The sequence below is a fragment of the Bythopirellula sp. genome (assembly GCF_041737835.1).
Lineage (GTDB): Bacteria > Planctomycetota > Planctomycetia > Pirellulales > Lacipirellulaceae > Bythopirellula.
In genome coordinates this window covers 1-18,892 of record NZ_JBGSQY010000002.1, presented here as the reverse complement: position 1 = coordinate 18,892, position 18,892 = coordinate 1, and the positions used below count along the sequence as shown (strand labels likewise).

Genomic DNA, 18,892 nt, shown 5'->3' with positions numbered 1-18,892 from the left:
ACAATTTCCCAAGTCTCTAATTGCAATTTCGTTGGCGACGAGCTAGTGCCAAGCCTGCTAGCCCCAAAAGAGCCAGACAACTTGGCTCGGGGATGGCAATAAATTCAATCGTGACGTTGGAAAAATCGATGCCGTTGTTCGCAACCCCCGGCGTCGAGGATGATCCGAAGATGTTGGAATTCGCCCAGAATGCGAGCATCCCATAACTGGCCGAATCGAAGACATCAATCACACTGTGTGTGGCGAGTCCCAAAGCTCCTGCAACTTCGACTTCAGTAGCACTGATTCGCGTCAGCGATAACGAACCCGTATAGGTCGTGTTCGCAGCAAAAGTGTAAGCGCCGTCAGGACCAGTGGGAGAGACTTGAGCAAAACCAGTTGTTGTGCCCATCAACCGTCCCGTGGGAGTAACCGTTCCCGTGTCGTGCGTGCGAAATGACAAGTCGTCCGCTCCGGTGCGCATGTCCATATCCATCATGTAGCCCGGCAGACCCGCGGTTCCTGGTCCGGCTGGAGAAGCCCCTGTGCCCCAGCCGTAAACCGCATTAGGTGTACCAGAAGATGCTGTAATATCCGCATTCAATCCGGCACGTCCCAGCGTATCGAAAAGCCCCACGCGAAAAGCTCCTGTCGCATTACTGCCAATGGTTGCTGGTGTTGTGAACGTGTATGTCGCGATCAATTTGTCTCCGACGTTCGCTAGTGTCTGTGTAGGAAAGATGGCATGGATACCTCGGCCTGACGTGCCAGTCACCAATCCCATGGAACCGGGAGAAACTTCAATGCCGGCCGCTGCGGCTGAAGTCCACCAATTCGCATCGAGCGGATCGGCACCGTCATTACGTCCGCCATCGGCCCAACTGTCGTTCACGATAATTGCTGCGTTGGTATTGGCTCCCAGGATCAAGCACAAACTCAATCCCATCAGGCCCAGCACGCTGGGAACTTTTACCAGGGTTTGTATTCTCATTAGACTCACCTCCCAAAGAAAAGATTGCGGTTGGATGTATCCTCTTAGTTACGAGCCCCTGCGCCTCTTTTGACGAACAACGAAAGTCCTAACAGAGCGAGACATAGCGCACTTGGCTCGGGCACAGCCGAGACTGCGCTGAGAGCGCCACCGTTGTAAGCCGCCTGCCATAATGCCAAATCGCCAGGACTAAATGGGTTTGGCGAACTGCCCCGCTGCCAGGCCAAAAAATCGCGACCGTCGACGTCGCCGTCACCGTCGAAGTCGGCCGTGTTTTCTTCAGCATTACTGCCGAAGATCTCGACCATCACATTGTCGATCACAAAATCGAAATCAGCCGTATTCCGGAAGGCAATGTAGTCATAAGAGAACGCAGGGGGACCAAGCACGTCGAAACCGGTGTCAGTCGTCTTGATCTCATCGCGTAAGAATTCGACTTCGTTGACGAGTGTAGCGACCTGGATCAAACCATCCTCTAACCGGATGATTTCCAGTGAAAGCGTGCTAGGGGACAGATCTGAACTGTGGATAATTCCACCAGTGCCGTCCGTGGTGGGCGTCGCCACTGTGCCAACGTCGCCACCCGTGCCCGGCGCACTGGAAACACCGGTCCCTTCCAGAATTCGACCGTTATTAGTGGTCCCGTTGATACCTGCGACGTTATATTCCCAATTGATACGGGCATTGCTTGCAAATGCATCGACACCCATTTCGAGTTGGGTATAGATCCCCTTGTCGCCTTCTGCCCCTGGCTGACTCGAAAACCAATTGCCATCATCCTTGCCCCACTCAACGGTGGCACCAGGGGGAGCACTCACAGTCCCACTACCATAGGGTGCGGTCATGCCTAATTCGTTATCAGTATCTTCGTAAATACCCCAACGGAGCGTGTCAAAAGCAGCAGGAAATTCGATGCGATTCGTCGATTCCCGCCAGTAACGAAAGTCAAACGAGACGACAACTTTGTCCCCAGCCACGGGCCCCAAATCAACGGATGAGGGAAAACGGCCGATAAACGAGCCACCGCCACCTCGCGGCTCGACGCTCAATGCCAATCCAGAATTGTGAATATCGGACTCCGTTTCAACGCCAGTGGCAACGTCGTCATTGATGATCTTGAGATTGGCCTTGGTAAGATTTGCGGCGGTATCGAAACTGCGAGTCCCCAGCCAGATGAGGCCGGTGTCGCTGGGGTCCGTGGCGGCTGTGACTTCCACGATTCCACGACTTGACAGTCCGGCATCCAAAGTCGCATCGTTCCAACTGCCACTGAGATTGATGTCGGTGTCATAAAAGTTAACGACACCATCGTTATTGCGATCAGCGTCACCAAAGCCATCGAAAAATTTCACGACGGCGTAGGTGGAGGGAACAAAGCAGGAATTAAGGACAACTATCCCCACCAAAGAAAGAATTGATTTGACCTGGGCCGCTGCCATGACATGTACCTTTCCAAAGAAATATCACTGCGGATGCAAAAGAGTACGGACAAGCTAAACGGGAGTTTTGCCTCAAACTCGCCGAGAAGGAACTAACAGAAAAGCTACAGAAGAGACCTGACTAAGTTGTAGGATGCCCCTAATTGAATTGGGGAACAATCCGATTACTCAGACACACACTCCGATTTTTCGACTTTCTCAGAGAATCGAGGTTGCCGGATGTACACTCGATTCCCTGATATATTTGAAATTTAGACAGTAAGTTACATTTGGTCACGAAACTTGTTTCGATAGTCCGAGGGGGTCATCTTTTCGTTCGCTCGGAACACGTCGCAAAAGTATTTGGACTCGCTAAAACCGGTGCGCGACGAGACTTTCCACACAGGTAAATCGGTTTCGCACAGCAGCAATTTGGCTCGGGCCAACCGCACGCGGGTGATTTCCGCCTTAATAGTTCGGCCCAAAATGCGCTTGATTCGTCTTTCGAGAGTCGTCGGTGACCGAGTCGCGAGATCGAGCACATCTTTGACTCGGATGCCTTCGACGGCTTTTTCCCGGATAAATCGTATCGCCGAAGTCACTTCATCATCTGCAACGGCAAGCACGTCGGTCGATTGTCGAGCAGCCACGCCACGTGGCGGGCCCAGCAAAACAGGCTCGGAACTAGCTTTTTTGCCCGTCATATATTCATGGAGCACCCGCGCCGCTTCAAAGCCAATCCGGCCGGGATTGACGTCGATGCTCGTCAGCGGCGGCGTGCAGAGATTGCATAAATGAGGATCATTATCGACCCCAATTACCGCCACGTCATCCGGAACATGCAAATCGGCTCGCCGGCAAGCATCGAGGACTTCGTGCCCGCGGCCATCGTGACATGTCATAATTCCAACCGGACGAGGTAGCTGTTTGAGCCATTTCACGATTTGTCGCTGCTGCTTGTCCCAATCGACGGCACGTCCCTTACGCGATTCACCTAAATAGATTTCGCATTCATAACCAGCCGAGCAAACGGCCTCGACAAAGTAATCGCAGCGGCGATCCTGATTCGGATTCTCACCACGCGGCGTGCCGCAGAAAGCGAAGTTTCGCAAACCGCAATCCTGGAGATGATTGAATGCCAATTGCGAAACAGGCCGATTGTCGACACCAATAAATGGCAACCCGAGGTCTTGAAACGCGCCCCGCAGATCGACCGAGGGAATCCCCGTTTGCAGAATCGCGTTGGCCATCCGTTTGTCGTCGACGCGCGCCAAAATTCCATCACCACGCCAAGTTTTCAGCCAAAACGGCGGAGGATCGTTCTGCCCGTGGGGTTCAAAGAAGATGGACCACGGGCCATGCTCTTGATGATAGCGAGCGATACCTCGCAACAAGCCTCGCGCATACTCGCGAGAAGTTTCCACCAATAGCGCAACGTGCAACATGTTTCGCCTACTAGCACATGAACTCAAAGAAAAGACGCGAGTTCAAATTTTCGGAATAGTGGTGGTCATTTTAAGCAGGGGACAGCTGACAAGTAATCCAAAAAATCCGCACGTTGTTCCAGATATTTGAAAAAAGTCTTTGTGGTTAAATTGCAGGCCTACCAGATGCTGAGTGTCGAAAAAGTGGTATCACGATCCATTCATTCTGGTTGCCACGACTTCATTTCCGGCACATTATGAAGTGTTCTTGGAGTCATAGTGAACAAGAATCTTGTCTGACTTTTCCTCAATCCGTGCGTCACTCGTCTCGGGAGACGTGTGTCACTCATCCGGTTTTTCGCTTGCTTATGGCTGGATCTACTCTCAACACATGGCTTCGGCTCACCGGCCAGGCACTTGCATGGCTGAGCCTGAGCGGAGCAATTTCCCACGCGGCTGAGAGTGCTTGGGTCAAAACGGGAACGACTGGGCGCCTGATCTATGTTCCCGATGCCCAGGGTGATCGAATTCTGGACTTTTCGGGGGTTGGCTATCGAGGGCAGGGCAGCCAACTCATTCCAACGTCGGTCACGAACGCTGTAACAATTGGCCCCACCGGTGGCGATGACACGGCCCATATTCAAGCGGCAATCAATCAGGTTTCGTCGTTACCACTGGGACCCGATGGCTTTCGCGGGGCTGTGCTGCTGCAACCCGGCACGTATGATATCGCCGATCAATTGGAGATACGCGCAAGTGGCGTGGTCTTGCGTGGCAGTGGGTCGGGCACGAGTGGAACAGTGCTACACGGGCGGAATCCGCTCACGGGAGGCACCGATCCTAATCAACGTCCGTTGATTCAAGTCTACGGCAACGGCAGTCGCTCCGACGTTGGTTCGACACGCAATATGATCGATAAGGTGGTGCCCGCCGGCGCGACAAGCTTCCGCGTCAATTCAACGTCCGGTTTTGCCGTCGGCGACAGCGTTCGCGTGGAGCGCCCGAGCACGACTGAATGGATCGAAGCCATCGGCATGGATAATCCGCCGGATGGCGATCCCCCCTGGACTGCTGGTTCAATAAACTTGCGATATGACCGCGTTATTACTCGTATTGAAGGCAACCGCATCTTTTTGGATGAACCCCTGGCCAATTCGTTTGAGTTGGAATTTGGCGGCGGAACGATCCGCGAGTATAGCTGGGCGGGGGCCATTCAAAATGTGGGAATCGAAAACTTGCGGGGCGATAGCGACTACGACTCAGCCACGGATGAAGATCATGCTTGGGAATTTATCTCGATCGGCGACAGCCAAAATTCCAATCGCGCACAAAATGTCTGGGTCCGCGACGTCGAGGTTCAGCATTTTGGCGACTCCGCGGTGGTGGCCAATCCCGGCTCGAAATGGGTCACAGTCGACAATGTGACCAGTAGCGAACCAGTCAGTTTGATCACGGGCGAGAGACGCTACACGTTTGATTTAAGTGGCGATCTCGGGTTTGTGACAAACAGCCACGCCGACGAAGGTCGCCATGACTTTGTCAATAACAGCACGCGTCCCTCGGGACCGAACGTCTTTCATAATTCGACAGCGACAAATGCGAACAACGATAGTGGTCCCCATCAACGCTGGGCCTCGGGTACCCTGTTCGACAATATCACTGTCGAGGGGGATGCCATCAATGTCCGCAATCGCGGCAGCTTAGGAACCTCCCATGGTTGGACCGGTTCCAACATGGTGATTTGGAATTCCACGGCCGACAGTTTCCGCGTGCAAAATCCGCCGACGTCTCAAAACTGGTTGATTGGTTCTCAAGGCACAATTGTCGAAGACACCCAATTCGGGCCACAACCGCCTGGCTACTACGATCAGTCTGGTCCCAGTGCAACGCCAGTCACCGTTGGGGGAACGACCAGCCTTTACGAAGCCCAACTGAACGACGCGCGTGTCATTCAAGAATTTCGAGATCAAGGAGCGACGGGTCACTGGTCTGACCCGGCATTTTGGCAACAGCAAGTTGCGCCCATGGATTCGTACTCGGTATCGGTGCGCGACTATTTGGTCGGCGACATCGACGATTTCACATACGATGGGGCCTCGAGCGTTGACAATGTTCCCATCGACACCAGTTGGCAATCAGCAATTGCCGGTTCCTCGGCGCTGCCGATCACCAAGCTCGATGACACTTCCGGTAACGAGAATGTGGCTTTCACAATACAGCACACCTTAGACCCAGGCGAACAGGTTATTCATGGTTCATTGGCCCTCGCGATGAAACGCTCGGGAGACTCGGCCAGCAGTGACTTTATCCGGTTATTCAATATGAACCCCGAGAATCGCTTCGACTTTACGGCACTGGGTTGGGATACAGAACTCGCCGGTACGGAAAAGTTTGTAGGAGTGCTTGATCTGGGTGGTAGTCTCGAGAATCTCCAAGCAGGAAGCATCAATGTGCAGATCAACGACGATACGGCATTAGACTGGGCCCTGTATGCCGCCACAGTTGCTACTCCCCGGAACGATAGTTCTTCAACGGCCGTGTTCCTCGATCAAGGCGGTACAGTCACCCTCGACTCTTCTGCGCCATCGATTGGCCAACTCACGCTTGGTGGCACAGGCTCAGGTAACTTGCAGCTCGCGTCTACGGCAACACTCGACATTGCCGAAAACTTCAGTCAGTCGGTGGGGGGCACTCTAGCCGTTGAACTCGATGATCTCATATCTGGCAGTCTTTCCGTCGGCGGTACAGCAAGCCTTGCGGGCACACTACAGATTTCCTTAGACATAGACTATATACCTGATGTGGGGGATGCATTTGAATTGATTTCCGCTGCGGACATAGTGGACACGTTCGATGATGTTGAACTTCCAGAAATTGAAGCGGGTCTTGCTTGGCATCTTGATTATGGAGCAACCAGCGTCGATTTAGTCGTTCTCTACGCAGCCGATTTCGATCATAACGGCACGGTCAATTCGCTTGACCTGTCCGTGTGGCAGGAAGCCTACGGAGCCAGCTCCTTAGGTGACGCGGACGGGGACGGCGATACCGACGGCCGTGATTTCTTGATCTGGCAACGCCAATTTGGGAACTCCGTCCCTTTGAGTCTGGGTGCACAGACCATTCCCGAACCTAGTTCATTTTTAATATTCGTCGCGGCATTGATGGCAACTCCACTAACACGTGTAGGAAGGTGAGCATTGTGATTAGTTACTTTTTGCGACGAATACCGTCTTATTGCTTAGTAGCAGCTGTCCTCTTGTCACAGACAACGCTGCGCGGCACGGAAATCCGCCAGCAAGAATTTGATACGCGTGCGCCCAAGGCGGGTGAATTCCGTGAAGAAGCTCTTCTAGAAAATGAGATCCCCGAGGTTACCTCCGATCACGTGGCCCTCGCGGGACCTATCAGCCATTCCGAACAGACTGCTGATGATCACGCAACAATACTTCTTTTTATCGAAGGCAATGGAACCCTACGTTTCAATGGTAACGATTACCAGATCAAGACTGAAACAATTGCCCTGCCGATTTCGAAGGGCGAAGTAAAGATCGATGTTCCCGCGGGTGAAGTCCTGCATTATGTCCGTATTTTGAAAGACCTATCGCAGGAAGATTTTGCCGACATCAAGAATCTCACTGCTCGTGCGGATCGCGACATTTATTTCACCACGTTCGAGGCGTGTGAGCCCTATCACGAAGCGATAAAAAGTCCCAAGACGATCAGCCGCACGGTTTTACCGAATCAATACATACCACGCGTGGCCATGGGAACTGTGCAGACGACCGGTCCAGATGAAGTCGGTGCCCATCGTCATCCGATGCTCGACCAAATGTTTTTGGGGTTGGCAGAAAATGATGTCGTTGTCACTGCGGACGAAACTCATGCGCGTTTCAAGCAATATTCCTTGCTGCACATTCCTTTGGGATCGCTGCATGGCGTCAAAGCCGAGCCCAGTACAAAAATGTACTACATGTGGATGGATTTCTTTCTCACCAAAGAAGGCGAAGAGTGGCTGAAAACACACAAGCCAGTCACCGAGTAAGGAATTTGAGCGTGCGAATTTCTGCCTCAATGTTCATAAGAGCCGTACTTAGCACGGTGGCATTCTACGCTTTGCTAGATTTAGTCCAAGCAAGAGAGATAGAGGTAGGAAATGCCGATGCCTTGCCTGCTGCTCTGGAAGCCGCACAACCTGGTGATGTCGTTGTGCTTGCTGATGGGGAGTACCGTGATCAGAAAATCGTTTTAAGCGGCCAAGGAACGGAAGAAGCACCGATTACCGTCAGGGCAGCCACGCCGGGAAAGGTCATCGTCACGGGCAAAAGCATTCTCCGGATCGGAGGTGAATACCTTGTTGTTGATGGCCTTGTATTCAGTGAGCCAGATCAAACCGTTAGTGACGTCGTGCAATTTCGCGTCGACTCGGATGAGCTCGCCCATCATTGCCGGCTGACGAATAGTGCCATGTCGTCGACTCAGCTCAATAATTCTGCAAGCGAAAGCCGTTGGCTAGGCTTATATGGTTCCGAGAATCGCGTAGATCACTGCAGCTTCGCAGGAAAATCGAATAAGGGCACGACCTGCGTTGTCTGGCTGGGTGACGACAGTCATGGAAAGCACCAGATCGATCACAACTATTTCGGGCATCGCGAGAATCTCGGCCAAAATGGTGGCGAAACCATCCGTGTCGGCGATAGCAAGACGTCTATGCTTGATGCCAAGTGTGTTGTTGAAAACAATCTTTTTGAAAAATGCAACGGTGAGGCCGAGTGTATTTCCAACAAATCATGCGGCAACATTTACCGCAGCAATACTTTTTTAGAAGTGAGCGGCGCACTTACACTGCGTCATGGAAACGGCTGTCTTGTTGAAAGCAATGTCTTTCTTGGCAAGGGGGCCCGTAGAACGGGTGGCGTTCGCATTATCGGTGAAGACCATGTCGTACGCGGGAATTATATGGAAAATCTCACCGGCGACGATGGTCGATCGGCCCTATCGATGATGATGGGAATTCCCAACTCTCCCGCTCATCGCTACACGCAAGTCAAACGAGCACGGATAGAAAACAACTCCCTGGTCGATTGTAAACACTCGGTACTTATAGGACTCGGCGATGATAAAAAAGCGACGCTTGCGCCCATCGACTGCACAATCCGAGGAAACAACATCAGTTCGCCGAAACGCCAGCTCGTAGAGGCACGCTGTGATTTGTCTGGCATCACCTGGCAAGACAATCACTTTGTCGGCAAGAGTCTCGGTATTGATCCAGTGGAAGGTATAGCAACGATTAAAGCCAAGCCAATTCCCCTCCCTCCCATCGAACGAAGTTTGGTTGGACCCAAATGGCAATCAAAGAACTGAGCTTACTTTTCGCACTGCTGACAACTTTCTTATCAATGGAAGTCAACTCGCAAGAAGTTGTACGCCCTCCTTTGCCACCAGGCGTGCGCGCATTTCTTGATGTTCCCTATGTGACTAATGGGCATGAAAGGCAAAAACTCGATCTCTATTTGCCCGAGAAACCCGACAACTCAAAACGACCAGTGGTGGTTCGTATCCATGGCGGAGCCTGGCGGCATGGTGATAAAAGTGGGCAGCAATCTGCAGCTAATTACGTCAAGCAAGGCTATATCGGCGTAGCCATCAACTATCGGTTTAGCCAACATGCGCCGTTCCCAGCACAGATTGAGGATTGCAAAGCCGCAATTCGCTGGCTGAAAGCTCACGCAGACGAGTATGGCATCGATCCTGAACGAATCGCCGTGATGGGCGGTTCGGCGGGCGGGCACTTGGCAGCTTTGTTAGGAACTTCCGGTGATACAAAAATGTTTGACATTGGTGAACACCTCGATCAATCGAGCAACGTTCGTGCCGTCGTCGACCAATACGGCCCCACCGATCTGCTATTAGCTACAAAGACTCCTGGCTATGAAAGAGGCGCTTCGGCGGTCACTCAATTCTTAGGAGGACCTATTTCAACAAAGCGGGAACTTGCCATCAAGGCCAATCCTATCACTTATGTCACTGCCGAGGATCCTCCATTTCTTATTCTTCACGGAGATGCTGATCCATTAGTTCCCGTCAATCAGAGCGACGAACTACATAAAGCACTGCGTGCAACAGGAGTTGCCTCAAATTATCACGTCGTGAAAGGTGGAGCCCACGGCGGCGAGGCATTTAAGGTGCCGAAGTATAAACAGCTAGTGAAAAAGTTCTTACAAGAACAATTGATCGAGAGTCCGAAATAATGCCGCATCAGATTGCTTCGGGTATCTCTTTTACGCTGCTAATTCCTCTTCCAGTTCACGCAGATGCGAGATGATATGCAGCGCTGCGAACTTCTATGCACATGGCATCAAATGCCCTCGTTGCAACTTCGTCCAACCGCTAAATTCACGCTGAAATTTCGCCCGCGATATTTTCGACGTTACTGTTTGCCCACCTTTGAGCATCGCAGCAAATGTTGACCTACCTGACCTCGCTGACAATTGTTCATGCCGGAGAAACCGTTCAGACAGAGCGTAACTCCTGAGCTTTTGTGTCTCACATCTTATTGGTAAAATACGGGTCGAGCCAGTGTCCACAGTGACTCTCATACTGGCAAAAAACTATCGTGCTCTTCAGCACCATTCATTAATAAACTGTGGAACCTGGTATGCCCAAGTTTTCTAAGACAGACATCAATTTTTGGCTTGATACCTTCTTGCTGTTCTTGTTTATCGTATATGCATGGGTAACGATTATCTTGCGTTTCGTCTTTCCACCAGCTACGAAATCTGAAGGATGGAAATTATGGGGCCTCGACTATTTGGCTTGGACTGATATCCAGTTTGCGATCCTTGCCTTGTTCTCAGCGTGTATCCTACTACATGTGATGTTGCATTGGTCGTGGGTGTGCGGCGTCATCAATGGCTGGGCTCGCAAACGCCGTCCAGATTCAGGACCAAAGCAAGACAATGGCACTCGAACGCTTTGGGGAGTAGCGCTCTTGATTGCAATCTGTAATCTGATCGGTGTCGGCGTTGCTTCGGCGGTTCTTATGATCCGTGAACCCTTGCCGTAGTGGGTTCGCAAAATGGACAGGGAGGAGCGCTATCGGTTTCTTGTGATTGAAATTGTACGGCCCCACGAGCGATTGAGATAACGCCTGTCACTACGATGCACCACGCGGCAAGCTTGAAAAGTCGCGCACGATTCATTCCCGAAATAAACTGACCACTATATCCCGCAGCGACCATCATCGGAATTGTACCTAAACCAAATGCTAACATGGTGAGAATGGCAATTCCCATGGAACCGCTACTGCTGGCTTTCAACAGAAATGCGTAAACTAGACCGCAAGGAATAAACCCTGTAAACACGCCCGCAACAAGTGGGCCGGTGATGCCGGGCGCAAGTAGGAAGGTTTTGAGCCACGATCCTGCCCCACAGGGTATACTTCCTAACACTCGAAATGCGGGAAGCGATAAAACACCGGCGGTTATCAAGCCCATAAGCACAAGAGCCACGCCGGCAGTGATCGCAAGTGTTGCCTGTGACAGTACGACGCTGCTTCCTTGGGAGGTGACCCACGCACCGGCGAAGCCTGCGACTCCACCGCAGAAACAGTAAGTAAAGACTCGTCCAAAACTAAAGGCCATTTGCCTGCGCCATAGACTAACGCCAGGTGTCACACCTGCTGAAAGCGATATTGCTAGGGGGCCGCACATTCCCAGGCAGTGAGCCGAGCCTAGGATCCCGCTCACCAAAATGTAAGGAAGCTCAATCAAAGTGATACTCCAGCAAACTCCGCCCGCGGTCTTGTCGAAGTATTAGCAATTGTCGTCGTGCTTTGAGCAACTTTTTCGACTGATGGTGCATCAGGTAATTCAGGTAAATCTGGATAGCGACCCAAACGCAAGGAGTTGCCGATCACGAGTATACTGCTGAGTGCCATCGCGAGGGCTGCCCAGATCGGGTTCAATCGACCGCAAACTGCCAGACCGATACCGCAAGCGTTATAGATGAATGCCCAAAACAAGTTTTGCCTTACCACCTTCAAGGTATCTCGTGCTAGTCCAACGGCCCAAGGAAAGCGACGCAGGTCATCTGAAAGCAGGCACACACCGGCCGCGTCGCGTGAAACGTCGGCACCGCATCCGAGAGCAACACCAACATCGGCAGTTGCCAAAGCTGGGGCATCATTCAGCCCGTCACCAATCATCGCAACACGGCCGCTTTTTTTGAGATTTTCCAGAGTAATCGCCTTATCGGCCGGTAATAAGCTGCCTCTGGAATGAATGCCCAAGAGATTGCCAATGGGTATGACGCGTTGTTGAAGATCGCCGGAGAGCAGGTGAATTTCGAGTCCTAGACGACGACACTCCTCAAGTGCTTGAACTACTTCTGGCCTAAACTGTTCGGCCATCAAAAATACTCCCTTTGTGCTCCCGTCCCAACCGACATAAATTTGCTGATGTAACGGATAATGCTGTAAGCGACAAGCGAGTTCTGGATGCGTTACAAAATTACGCTCTTCAAAAAAACTTTGGCTACCTAGGAACGCTGTGCCTAGTTCTGCCGTTTGACACGAGAGGCCTTGCCCGGGCCAGCTTTCAATGGGCGAGGAACTAAGCTGAGTTAGTCCTGGTGAATGTTTGGATACAAAACCAGCGATTTCACGCGATAGGATATGATTTGATCCACTCGTCAAGGTTAGGGCAACTGCCAAAATTTGCGATTGATCGATTCCGCTGGCAATTATGAGGTGGCAGTTGCTGGGGACACCAGTGGTGAGCGTGCCTGTCTTATCGAAACAGGCAAACTGCAGTTCGGCCATTTTTTCGAGCACGACTCCGCTGCGAAAAAGGAGTCCAGCCTGCGCCGCTCGACCCAAAGCCGCCCATACGGCCATGGGCGTTGCCATTCCCAAAGCACAAGGGCAAGCAATAAGTACGACAGAAAGGGCGGTAAGAATTCCTTGATTAATACCGCTTTCTGTGGCATGCCACCAACCAGCAGTCACTGCGATAAAGCAGACAAGTGGAATGAAAAAGAAGGCGACACGATCCGCAAGTCGTTCGTGCCGACCCTTGGCAGCGCGTGCCAAACGCACCATATCGATAATACGAGACAGGGTCTCTTTGCCATCGGAGGCAGTGACTTCGATGGTGATATCGCCATCGAAGTTTAAAGTACCTGCATAGACAGGGCTTCCTGGCGATTTGACAGCCTGTACGCTTTCACCTGTGACGATTTGCTCATCTACCAAGGCACGGCCGCAGGTCACAATTCCATCAACCGGGAACCGTTCACCGGGTAGAACGCGAACTATATCGCCAGTGCGTATCTCATTACGATTGATTTGCTGAAACTCGCCATACGGCACTTTCTTGCGAACTTTCTCGGGAAGCAACTGGATGAGTTTGTCGAGCGAAGTACCTGCGCGATGCTTACCCTTCGCCTCAAGCCAGCGACCGATGGAAACGAAAACCATGACCATCGCGCCGACTTCGAAATAAACATGTCCTGTCCCGCGAAGAACTGAAACGATCGAATAGCAATATGCGGCGATAATGCCTGCTAGAATGAGCAGATCGGTTGTCAAGACGCGGCGTTTAAGAGACTGTCCGACTCCCTGGGCGATAGGGCCACCCAATAAATAGAGAACAGGGAGTGCGAATAAGAATGTTGCCCATCGAAAAACTCCCCGTAGAGTTACGGCCAAAGGATTAGTGAAGGAATTGACGGGATAGAGATCTTCGCTCCACAAAGCCATTGTAAAAACCATGACATTCATGGTGAAGAAGACACCCAAGCCCAGTCGAAGCATCGCTTGTGCAGAAACGCCTTGTTCTTCCTTGGCTGCCATGACATTGGCCACGGATCGGCAGCCAGAACAGCAGAATTCGATTGAATCTGGAGATGCAGAATTGCCCCATGCCAATTGCGAAGGCAAAGGCAGGCCACAGAATGCGCAGTAGCGGTCAGTTGTAGTTGTACTCACGGTGGCGACGCAATTTCAGTCTGTAATGCTGGGAACAGGTATGAGATTGTGTAGTAAACAGCAAATACCCAAAACCCCAGCCATATGAGTCGAACATACCAAGGTATGCGGTTCCCAACGTATGTGTGCCATCGCCCTTCTTCTTCCGGAGTCGTGGTCTTTATAGGCATGCCCTCAGCTTGCGTTTCTAAATAGTCACTCATGATCGATGTCTTCCATGCCCTAGAGGATTGAATCGCTGAAATGTGCGTCGCTGTCAAATCTGTCCAACTGTTCTTCGTGTTCCAACATTGTCACTTTAGGACCTTCGATATCGTTAAACATGCCCTGAGCTGCGGCCCAACCCAACATGCATAGAAACCCCGCGCTGGCCAGTAAATAGTTCATGAGCGGTGCAACCGCAAATACACCTTCGGAAGCGGCTGAATCAGAGTCTTTGACCAGCTTCACCAGTTCAATGAATTTGCTACCGAACCCGAAGAAACAAAATCCAAGAATCACCACCGCCATCGCCAGAACGATTCTGTTTCGCAGCTTATCAGCGTTTTGAGTTTCCTGAGACATGCCACCTACTCCAATGGATTTTGCATTTGATCGACCAACGGTACATATTTTTCGTAGAGCGGGTACTCTTCCAACCAAGACCCCAACCATTGGACATAAGTGATAATCGCGATACCACGTTCATTGGGCTTGTCGGGATCGTTCTCATCAAAAAACCAGGTATAAGCAGGCATCGGTGATCGCTGAGACAACGTTGCCGGGTCAAAGAAATGAACAGCGTGCCAATCGTTGCTGCGTCGTCCGCCTTCGCGGCTTAGGTCGGGACCAACGCGACGAGTGCCCCAAAGAACGGGGCGTTGCAAGCGATTCTGGTATTCTGGTGATGAAGCAACTTTGCCCCAGCGAATACTCTCATTGGAAACGGGACGGACAAACTGGCTGTGACAATGCCAGCAACCTTCCGCGACGTAGACATCGTGGCCTAACTGCAACGCTTTGGCGAGATTCTCTTGATTGGCCTTGCCATAGTATTTGCTGAATTGCTCGGGATAGCGCAAGCTCAAATCTTCAAATTGATAGATGAGGTTTTGATTCTCGACCAGTTCAGCCACTGACTGTTCGGGAAGATCCCTGTACAGCAGGATCGGAACAAGCGCGTTCGACAAAAATGCGAACAGAAAAAATCCGATGCCACCGACCAAGAGGATGCCTGATTTACTTTCGAACATAACATTTCATGCCTTGTTAGGCCGTCATAGTTGCAGTGCGTGTGACGACGGACGGATTGGCTAGCCGCCAAGTCTGCCATAGGTTGTAAATAAATACGACTTGCCCACCGATGATCGCAAGTCCCGCGAACAATCGAGTGACCCAGAAGGGAAATGATGCGTCGACGGATACTTCCCAAGGTTGCAGCGAACCCCAGTAAAATCCTTGGAACACTCCTGCGAGCGTCAAGTCGATAAACATCACCACGATACCAACCGTGGAAAGCCAATAGTGCCATTCACACAAATTACGGCTGTACCACGAATGCTTTAAGAGCCTAGGGAAGAGGTACGTCATCATTCCAAAGAACCACATGCTGAATACACCAAACATGACCAGATGAGCATGGCCAACTACCCAATCTGAAAAGTGAATCAGCTTTTGAAACGTGTGCGTCACCTGCAGCGCACACTGTGCGCAAGTGACGAAGTACAAAACCATTCCCGTATAAAACCATCGAATTGGCAGGTTGGTAACGATGGCTCGCCCAGAACCCCAAATGGTGCCAAAAAAGTTGATGATCACTGTCGTGACCACAAATTCAACCGCGATGGTTGAGATGATGGCTCCATATTCAAGAAAGTCTGGAATCGGGGTGTATAGAAAGTGATGAATTCCGTTGAGTGGATAGAAAAAAGCGAGGCCCCAGAACCCGACCAATGATAGGCCGTGACTCCAGATTGGTTTTTTAAGCAAAATGGGAACAAAATAATACATGAGCCCCCACGCCAGTGGCGTGACGAACAATCCTACCAGGTCATGAATGAAAAGGCCGGCAACGGCACCCGCACTCGTGCCCGAGACAAAATATTCGGGCACGAAATTGCCCATAGCGTAGGTCAGAAATGTCCAAACAAACGCCGCCATAAAGTACCATAGCGTTACATAGAGTGGTCCGGTCGTACGTACGATAGGGGCCATGAAATTGACGGCAACCAACGCCAATCCGGCCAATGCGAGAGGGTCGATCCAGACGGGAGTTTCGCCCCATTCCACGCCTTGTGCCTGCCCCATCAAAATGCCTATGGCAGTCGAAAGGACAACAACCTGCCAGGCAACAAAAATGAAGTATGATAGAGGCCGACTAAGCACCGGTTTGAGGGTCAACCGCGGAATCGCCCAGTGGAGTGCCCCTAAAAAGCAATTGGCAATGAATCCATACGCAATGGCGTTTGTGTGAACCATTCTCCAGCGGCCTGGCGAGAGGTATTCGCTTCCTGCAAGAGGATTCCAATTTACTAATTGGAGAGCCATCAGCAAGCCGCCTGCCAAAGACACAAAGAGATAGCCGAGCGCAGCCAGAAAATACCACAAGACGAGACGCTCTTCGACGAGCGGCACTCCCAGGCGATCTGCTGCGGTGTCGTCAAAAGTAGAACTCGGGGAACTCATTTTTTCTCCGTGACTCGGCGATAGGGCACGAAATCACCCAAGGGATATACCAGTACCATTGTCCAACCAAAAACAAGATGAGTGGCGGCAGCAACCCACCACGGCACGCGATTGACAATCAAGTTTTCTTCAGACATGTCGATGACTTCGGGCTGTAGCCAGGACAAGATCCCATAAAAGTTGATAATCCAAATCAACAGCGACACGATGGTTGCAATCAAGAACTTCACGCCAATCGATTTGCCGGCTCCCCATCTTGTGAGTGCCAAATACACTGGGATGCCCATAACCATTCCGGTGGCGAGGTACAGACAGCAACCAATGGCCAGCATTAAACCATTCTGCTCAGGCGGGAGATTGAAGGCTTGATCACCAAGTGGAAACGTAAGATAGCTACGAATAATTTCGAGTGGATGCCTACCCGTCAGGACTGAACCAACGATATTGAACAAGAGACTAGCCATCGCACCGAAGATGCCTAGCATGAAGCCGGTTGTCGCGTAGTACGCCGTGTAGTACCCCGAGGGCCGAAACGGCGCATAATCGACTTCGGCCGCAATTTGCGACTCAAGTTCGTTGACGCGGCGTTTTAGTTCGATCAGTTCTGATTCTTTAGCGACTGTATCCATTTAACTCTCTAAAACTTAGAGGTAGGTTAAGCAGCCTGTGCGGCGGGCTGATCGTCTACCGCAGGCGTATCCTGTTGGTCAGTGGGCTCGATGGTGTTCGGAGTTTGCTCAACAGGTGCCTGAGTTGGTAGATCGGCAGCGCTCAAAGGTTCTTTTCCTTCACGACGCCGCTCACCAGTTGCTTTAATGAAATGGACAAGATGCCAAATTGCTTCGGGATTTTCTTGGAAAACCTTTTCGAACGCAGGCATCGGAGTGCCATTGATGCCTGATGAGATCCGTCGATAAATGTCTATGGGCCGACCTCCTCCGCGGAACATACCCGATGACAAATCCGCGGCTGCCGCTTGGTGACCCCAAGAGTCCATTCCAACTTCAACTTTTTCTATTGATCCACCTCGCCCGAACTGACCGTGGCACTTGTTGCAGGCTTGCTGCAGAAAAAGCTTGTGACCTAAGGCTACAGTCTCATCTGTCATGGGAGGCATTGGGGTAGTTGGCATGACGATGCGCTCTGAAGATTCCTTCCAGGGAAGCAACAACTCGTCGATGATCTCTTGCGTGAGCTCGTCATCGGGGAGTTCACCATCGTCATAAGCCATTTGGGCAAGCTGTTTCTCCAGTTGACCTCGTAGTGTGAGCACCATGACATAGTCAACAACTGCATCTACGTCTTCGTCGCTGAAGCGGTCGAACGATGGCATGGATGTGCCGGTGATACCCCGGCGTACCGTGCGGACCAGATCAGCTCGGCGTGGTTTCATGCCGTAAGGTGTTGATGTAAACTTGAAGATGCCTTGCGTGTAGTTACGAGGTTTCGGATTCAAGTACACGGCGGCGGGACCGTTCCCATCGCCGTTGACACCGTGACATTGGCTGCAGTAACGCGAGTAAAGTGCATAACCGCGTTTGAGATGGGCATCGTCCAATTGCGAGCCAACCAGAATCGGCTTATCGGGGGTACCAGTAAGCGCCTGTAGTTTTTGAAGGACCTGAGTTTGCAGGTCCTTGTATAACTTCAATTCCTCCGGATCTTCGATGTCTGCCGTCAGGTCGACCACTTCCTTGCTAGGTTTAAAGCTGGGGGGTGACTCTCTACGGCAGCCTTGGCTGGCTAGAATCAGAACACTTAGAGTTAAGTAAAAGGCTGGCCGACTCGCGCCTACAGTCAAATCCCTTGGAGGTGCCGAACGGATTTGGGCTATTTTAGAGGCAAAATCACGGTGAAATAGTGCCCACAACATTCCTTGGCCCACTTGGTGGTAGCGACTAAATTGAAGAATTCGCAGGTGACTTTAATGGTTTCAAACAGGATGTCAAGGTGCGCTTTGACTGCCTTAGGAGGTTTTTTTGTTTTCACAGACAGCTGAATACGCACTACGATCCATGGCGCATTTGGCGTCCCGACCAGAATTTTCCAGCACCATTCCCGAAATGTCGGAGGCCACTCAGGTCCCAGCACCTTATCTTCGTAAAGTTCTCAACCGGCTTAGAGACGCAGGGATCGTAGCAACCCAGCGTGGAGCGGGAGGCGGAATCATTCTGAAAGCTGACCCTGACGACCTAACAATTCTGAGAGTTCTAAACGCCGTCGATCCCATCAAACGTGTGGAAAGATGTCCCCTGGGACTTCCAGAACATTTTAAACTCTGCCCGCTCCATGCGATAGCCCAGGACTTTCGGACAGCGGCGGGCCAGTTTTTCTACGCCGCTAATGCCGGGGCGTTTTCGGCTTCGAATTGTTCTGGGGTTTTGTAGTCGAGCGACTGGTGGAGCCGCTGACGATTGTAAAAGATTTCGAT

The 18,892-nt window shown here is 51.6% G+C and carries 16 protein-coding genes; 6 read left to right on the top strand and 10 right to left on the bottom strand.

What is annotated here, in order from left to right; genetic code table 11:
- Nucleotides 1-16 precede the first annotated feature (16 nt).
- The 3 genes from AC6T8Q_RS01305 to AC6T8Q_RS01295 all read right to left on the bottom strand — a co-directional run bounded on the left by AC6T8Q_RS01305 (nt 17) and on the right by AC6T8Q_RS01295 (nt 3,833).
- Nucleotides 17-970, bottom strand: coding sequence for a PEP-CTERM sorting domain-containing protein (locus tag AC6T8Q_RS01305; protein ID WP_500677371.1), 954 nt, complete (start codon nt 968-970; stop codon nt 17-19).
- 44 nt (nt 971-1,014) lie between these two features.
- Complete coding sequence (locus tag AC6T8Q_RS01300) at nt 1,015-2,409, bottom strand: hypothetical protein (RefSeq protein WP_496918775.1); 1,395 nt, start codon at nt 2,407-2,409, stop codon at nt 1,015-1,017.
- A 263-nt stretch (nt 2,410-2,672) separates the two neighbouring features.
- On the bottom strand, nt 2,673-3,833 hold the full coding sequence (locus AC6T8Q_RS01295) for a XylR family transcriptional regulator (RefSeq protein ID WP_500677370.1): 1,161 nt from the start codon (nt 3,831-3,833) through the stop codon (nt 2,673-2,675).
- A gap of 347 nt (nt 3,834-4,180) precedes the next feature.
- On the opposite strand from AC6T8Q_RS01295, the gene AC6T8Q_RS01290 reads away from it, so the two are divergent.
- The 5 genes from AC6T8Q_RS01290 to AC6T8Q_RS01270 all read left to right on the top strand — a co-directional run bounded on the left by AC6T8Q_RS01290 (nt 4,181) and on the right by AC6T8Q_RS01270 (nt 10,875).
- Nucleotides 4,181-7,006 carry a hypothetical protein gene (locus AC6T8Q_RS01290; RefSeq protein WP_500677369.1) on the top strand — a complete coding sequence of 942 codons (2,826 nt, stop codon included), beginning with the start codon at nt 4,181-4,183 and terminating at the stop codon, nt 7,004-7,006.
- A 62-nt stretch (nt 7,007-7,068) separates the two neighbouring features.
- Nucleotides 7,069-7,854 carry a cupin domain-containing protein gene (locus AC6T8Q_RS01285; RefSeq protein WP_500677368.1) on the top strand — a complete coding sequence of 262 codons (786 nt, stop codon included), beginning with the start codon at nt 7,069-7,071 and terminating at the stop codon, nt 7,852-7,854.
- A gap of 11 nt (nt 7,855-7,865) precedes the next feature.
- Nucleotides 7,866-9,173 (top strand): polysaccharide lyase 6 family protein, encoded by a 1,308-nt coding sequence (locus AC6T8Q_RS01280; RefSeq protein ID WP_500677367.1) that lies wholly within the window; start codon nt 7,866-7,868, stop codon nt 9,171-9,173.
- The gene (locus tag AC6T8Q_RS01275) at nt 9,155-10,060 is read left to right on the top strand and encodes an alpha/beta hydrolase fold domain-containing protein (RefSeq protein ID WP_500677366.1); all 906 of its coding nucleotides are present in this window, start codon (nt 9,155-9,157) and stop codon (nt 10,058-10,060) included. The genes AC6T8Q_RS01280 and AC6T8Q_RS01275 overlap by 19 nt, the downstream gene beginning before the upstream one ends.
- A 407-nt stretch (nt 10,061-10,467) precedes the next feature.
- The gene (locus tag AC6T8Q_RS01270) at nt 10,468-10,875 is read left to right on the top strand and encodes a DUF4405 domain-containing protein (RefSeq protein WP_500677365.1); all 408 of its coding nucleotides are present in this window, start codon (nt 10,468-10,470) and stop codon (nt 10,873-10,875) included.
- Here the strand turns inward: AC6T8Q_RS01270 and AC6T8Q_RS01265 are convergent.
- From AC6T8Q_RS01265 to AC6T8Q_RS01235, 7 genes are all read right to left on the bottom strand, one after another.
- Nucleotides 10,850-11,557 carry a sulfite exporter TauE/SafE family protein gene (locus AC6T8Q_RS01265; RefSeq protein ID WP_500677394.1) on the bottom strand — a complete coding sequence of 236 codons (708 nt, stop codon included), beginning with the start codon at nt 11,555-11,557 and terminating at the stop codon, nt 10,850-10,852. The two genes, AC6T8Q_RS01270 and AC6T8Q_RS01265, sit on opposite strands and share 26 nt — an antisense overlap.
- 20 nt (nt 11,558-11,577) lie before the next feature.
- Nucleotides 11,578-13,674 carry a heavy metal translocating P-type ATPase gene (locus AC6T8Q_RS01260; RefSeq protein ID WP_500677364.1) on the bottom strand — a complete coding sequence of 699 codons (2,097 nt, stop codon included), beginning with the start codon at nt 13,672-13,674 and terminating at the stop codon, nt 11,578-11,580.
- 345 nt (nt 13,675-14,019) lie between these two features.
- Nucleotides 14,020-14,361, bottom strand: coding sequence for a hypothetical protein (locus tag AC6T8Q_RS01255; protein WP_496921279.1), 342 nt, complete (start codon nt 14,359-14,361; stop codon nt 14,020-14,022).
- Nucleotides 14,362-14,366: 5 nt separating this feature from the next.
- Nucleotides 14,367-15,029, bottom strand: coding sequence for a cbb3-type cytochrome c oxidase subunit II (locus AC6T8Q_RS01250; protein WP_500677363.1), 663 nt, complete (start codon nt 15,027-15,029; stop codon nt 14,367-14,369).
- A 16-nt stretch (nt 15,030-15,045) separates the two neighbouring features.
- Complete coding sequence (locus AC6T8Q_RS01245) at nt 15,046-16,383, bottom strand: cbb3-type cytochrome c oxidase subunit I (RefSeq protein WP_500677362.1); 1,338 nt, start codon at nt 16,381-16,383, stop codon at nt 15,046-15,048.
- A 74-nt stretch (nt 16,384-16,457) separates the two neighbouring features.
- Entirely contained in the window at nt 16,458-17,090 is a 633-nt protein-coding gene (locus AC6T8Q_RS01240) for a hypothetical protein (protein WP_496921282.1), read from the bottom strand.
- A 26-nt stretch (nt 17,091-17,116) separates the two neighbouring features.
- Nucleotides 17,117-18,334 (bottom strand): c-type cytochrome, encoded by a 1,218-nt coding sequence (locus AC6T8Q_RS01235; protein WP_500677361.1) that lies wholly within the window; start codon nt 18,332-18,334, stop codon nt 17,117-17,119.
- Between the two features lie 106 nt (nt 18,335-18,440).
- On the opposite strand from AC6T8Q_RS01235, the gene AC6T8Q_RS01230 reads away from it, so the two are divergent.
- The gene (locus tag AC6T8Q_RS01230) at nt 18,441-18,848 is read left to right on the top strand and encodes an RrF2 family transcriptional regulator (RefSeq protein WP_500677360.1); all 408 of its coding nucleotides are present in this window, start codon (nt 18,441-18,443) and stop codon (nt 18,846-18,848) included.
- Nucleotides 18,849-18,892 lie beyond the last annotated feature (44 nt).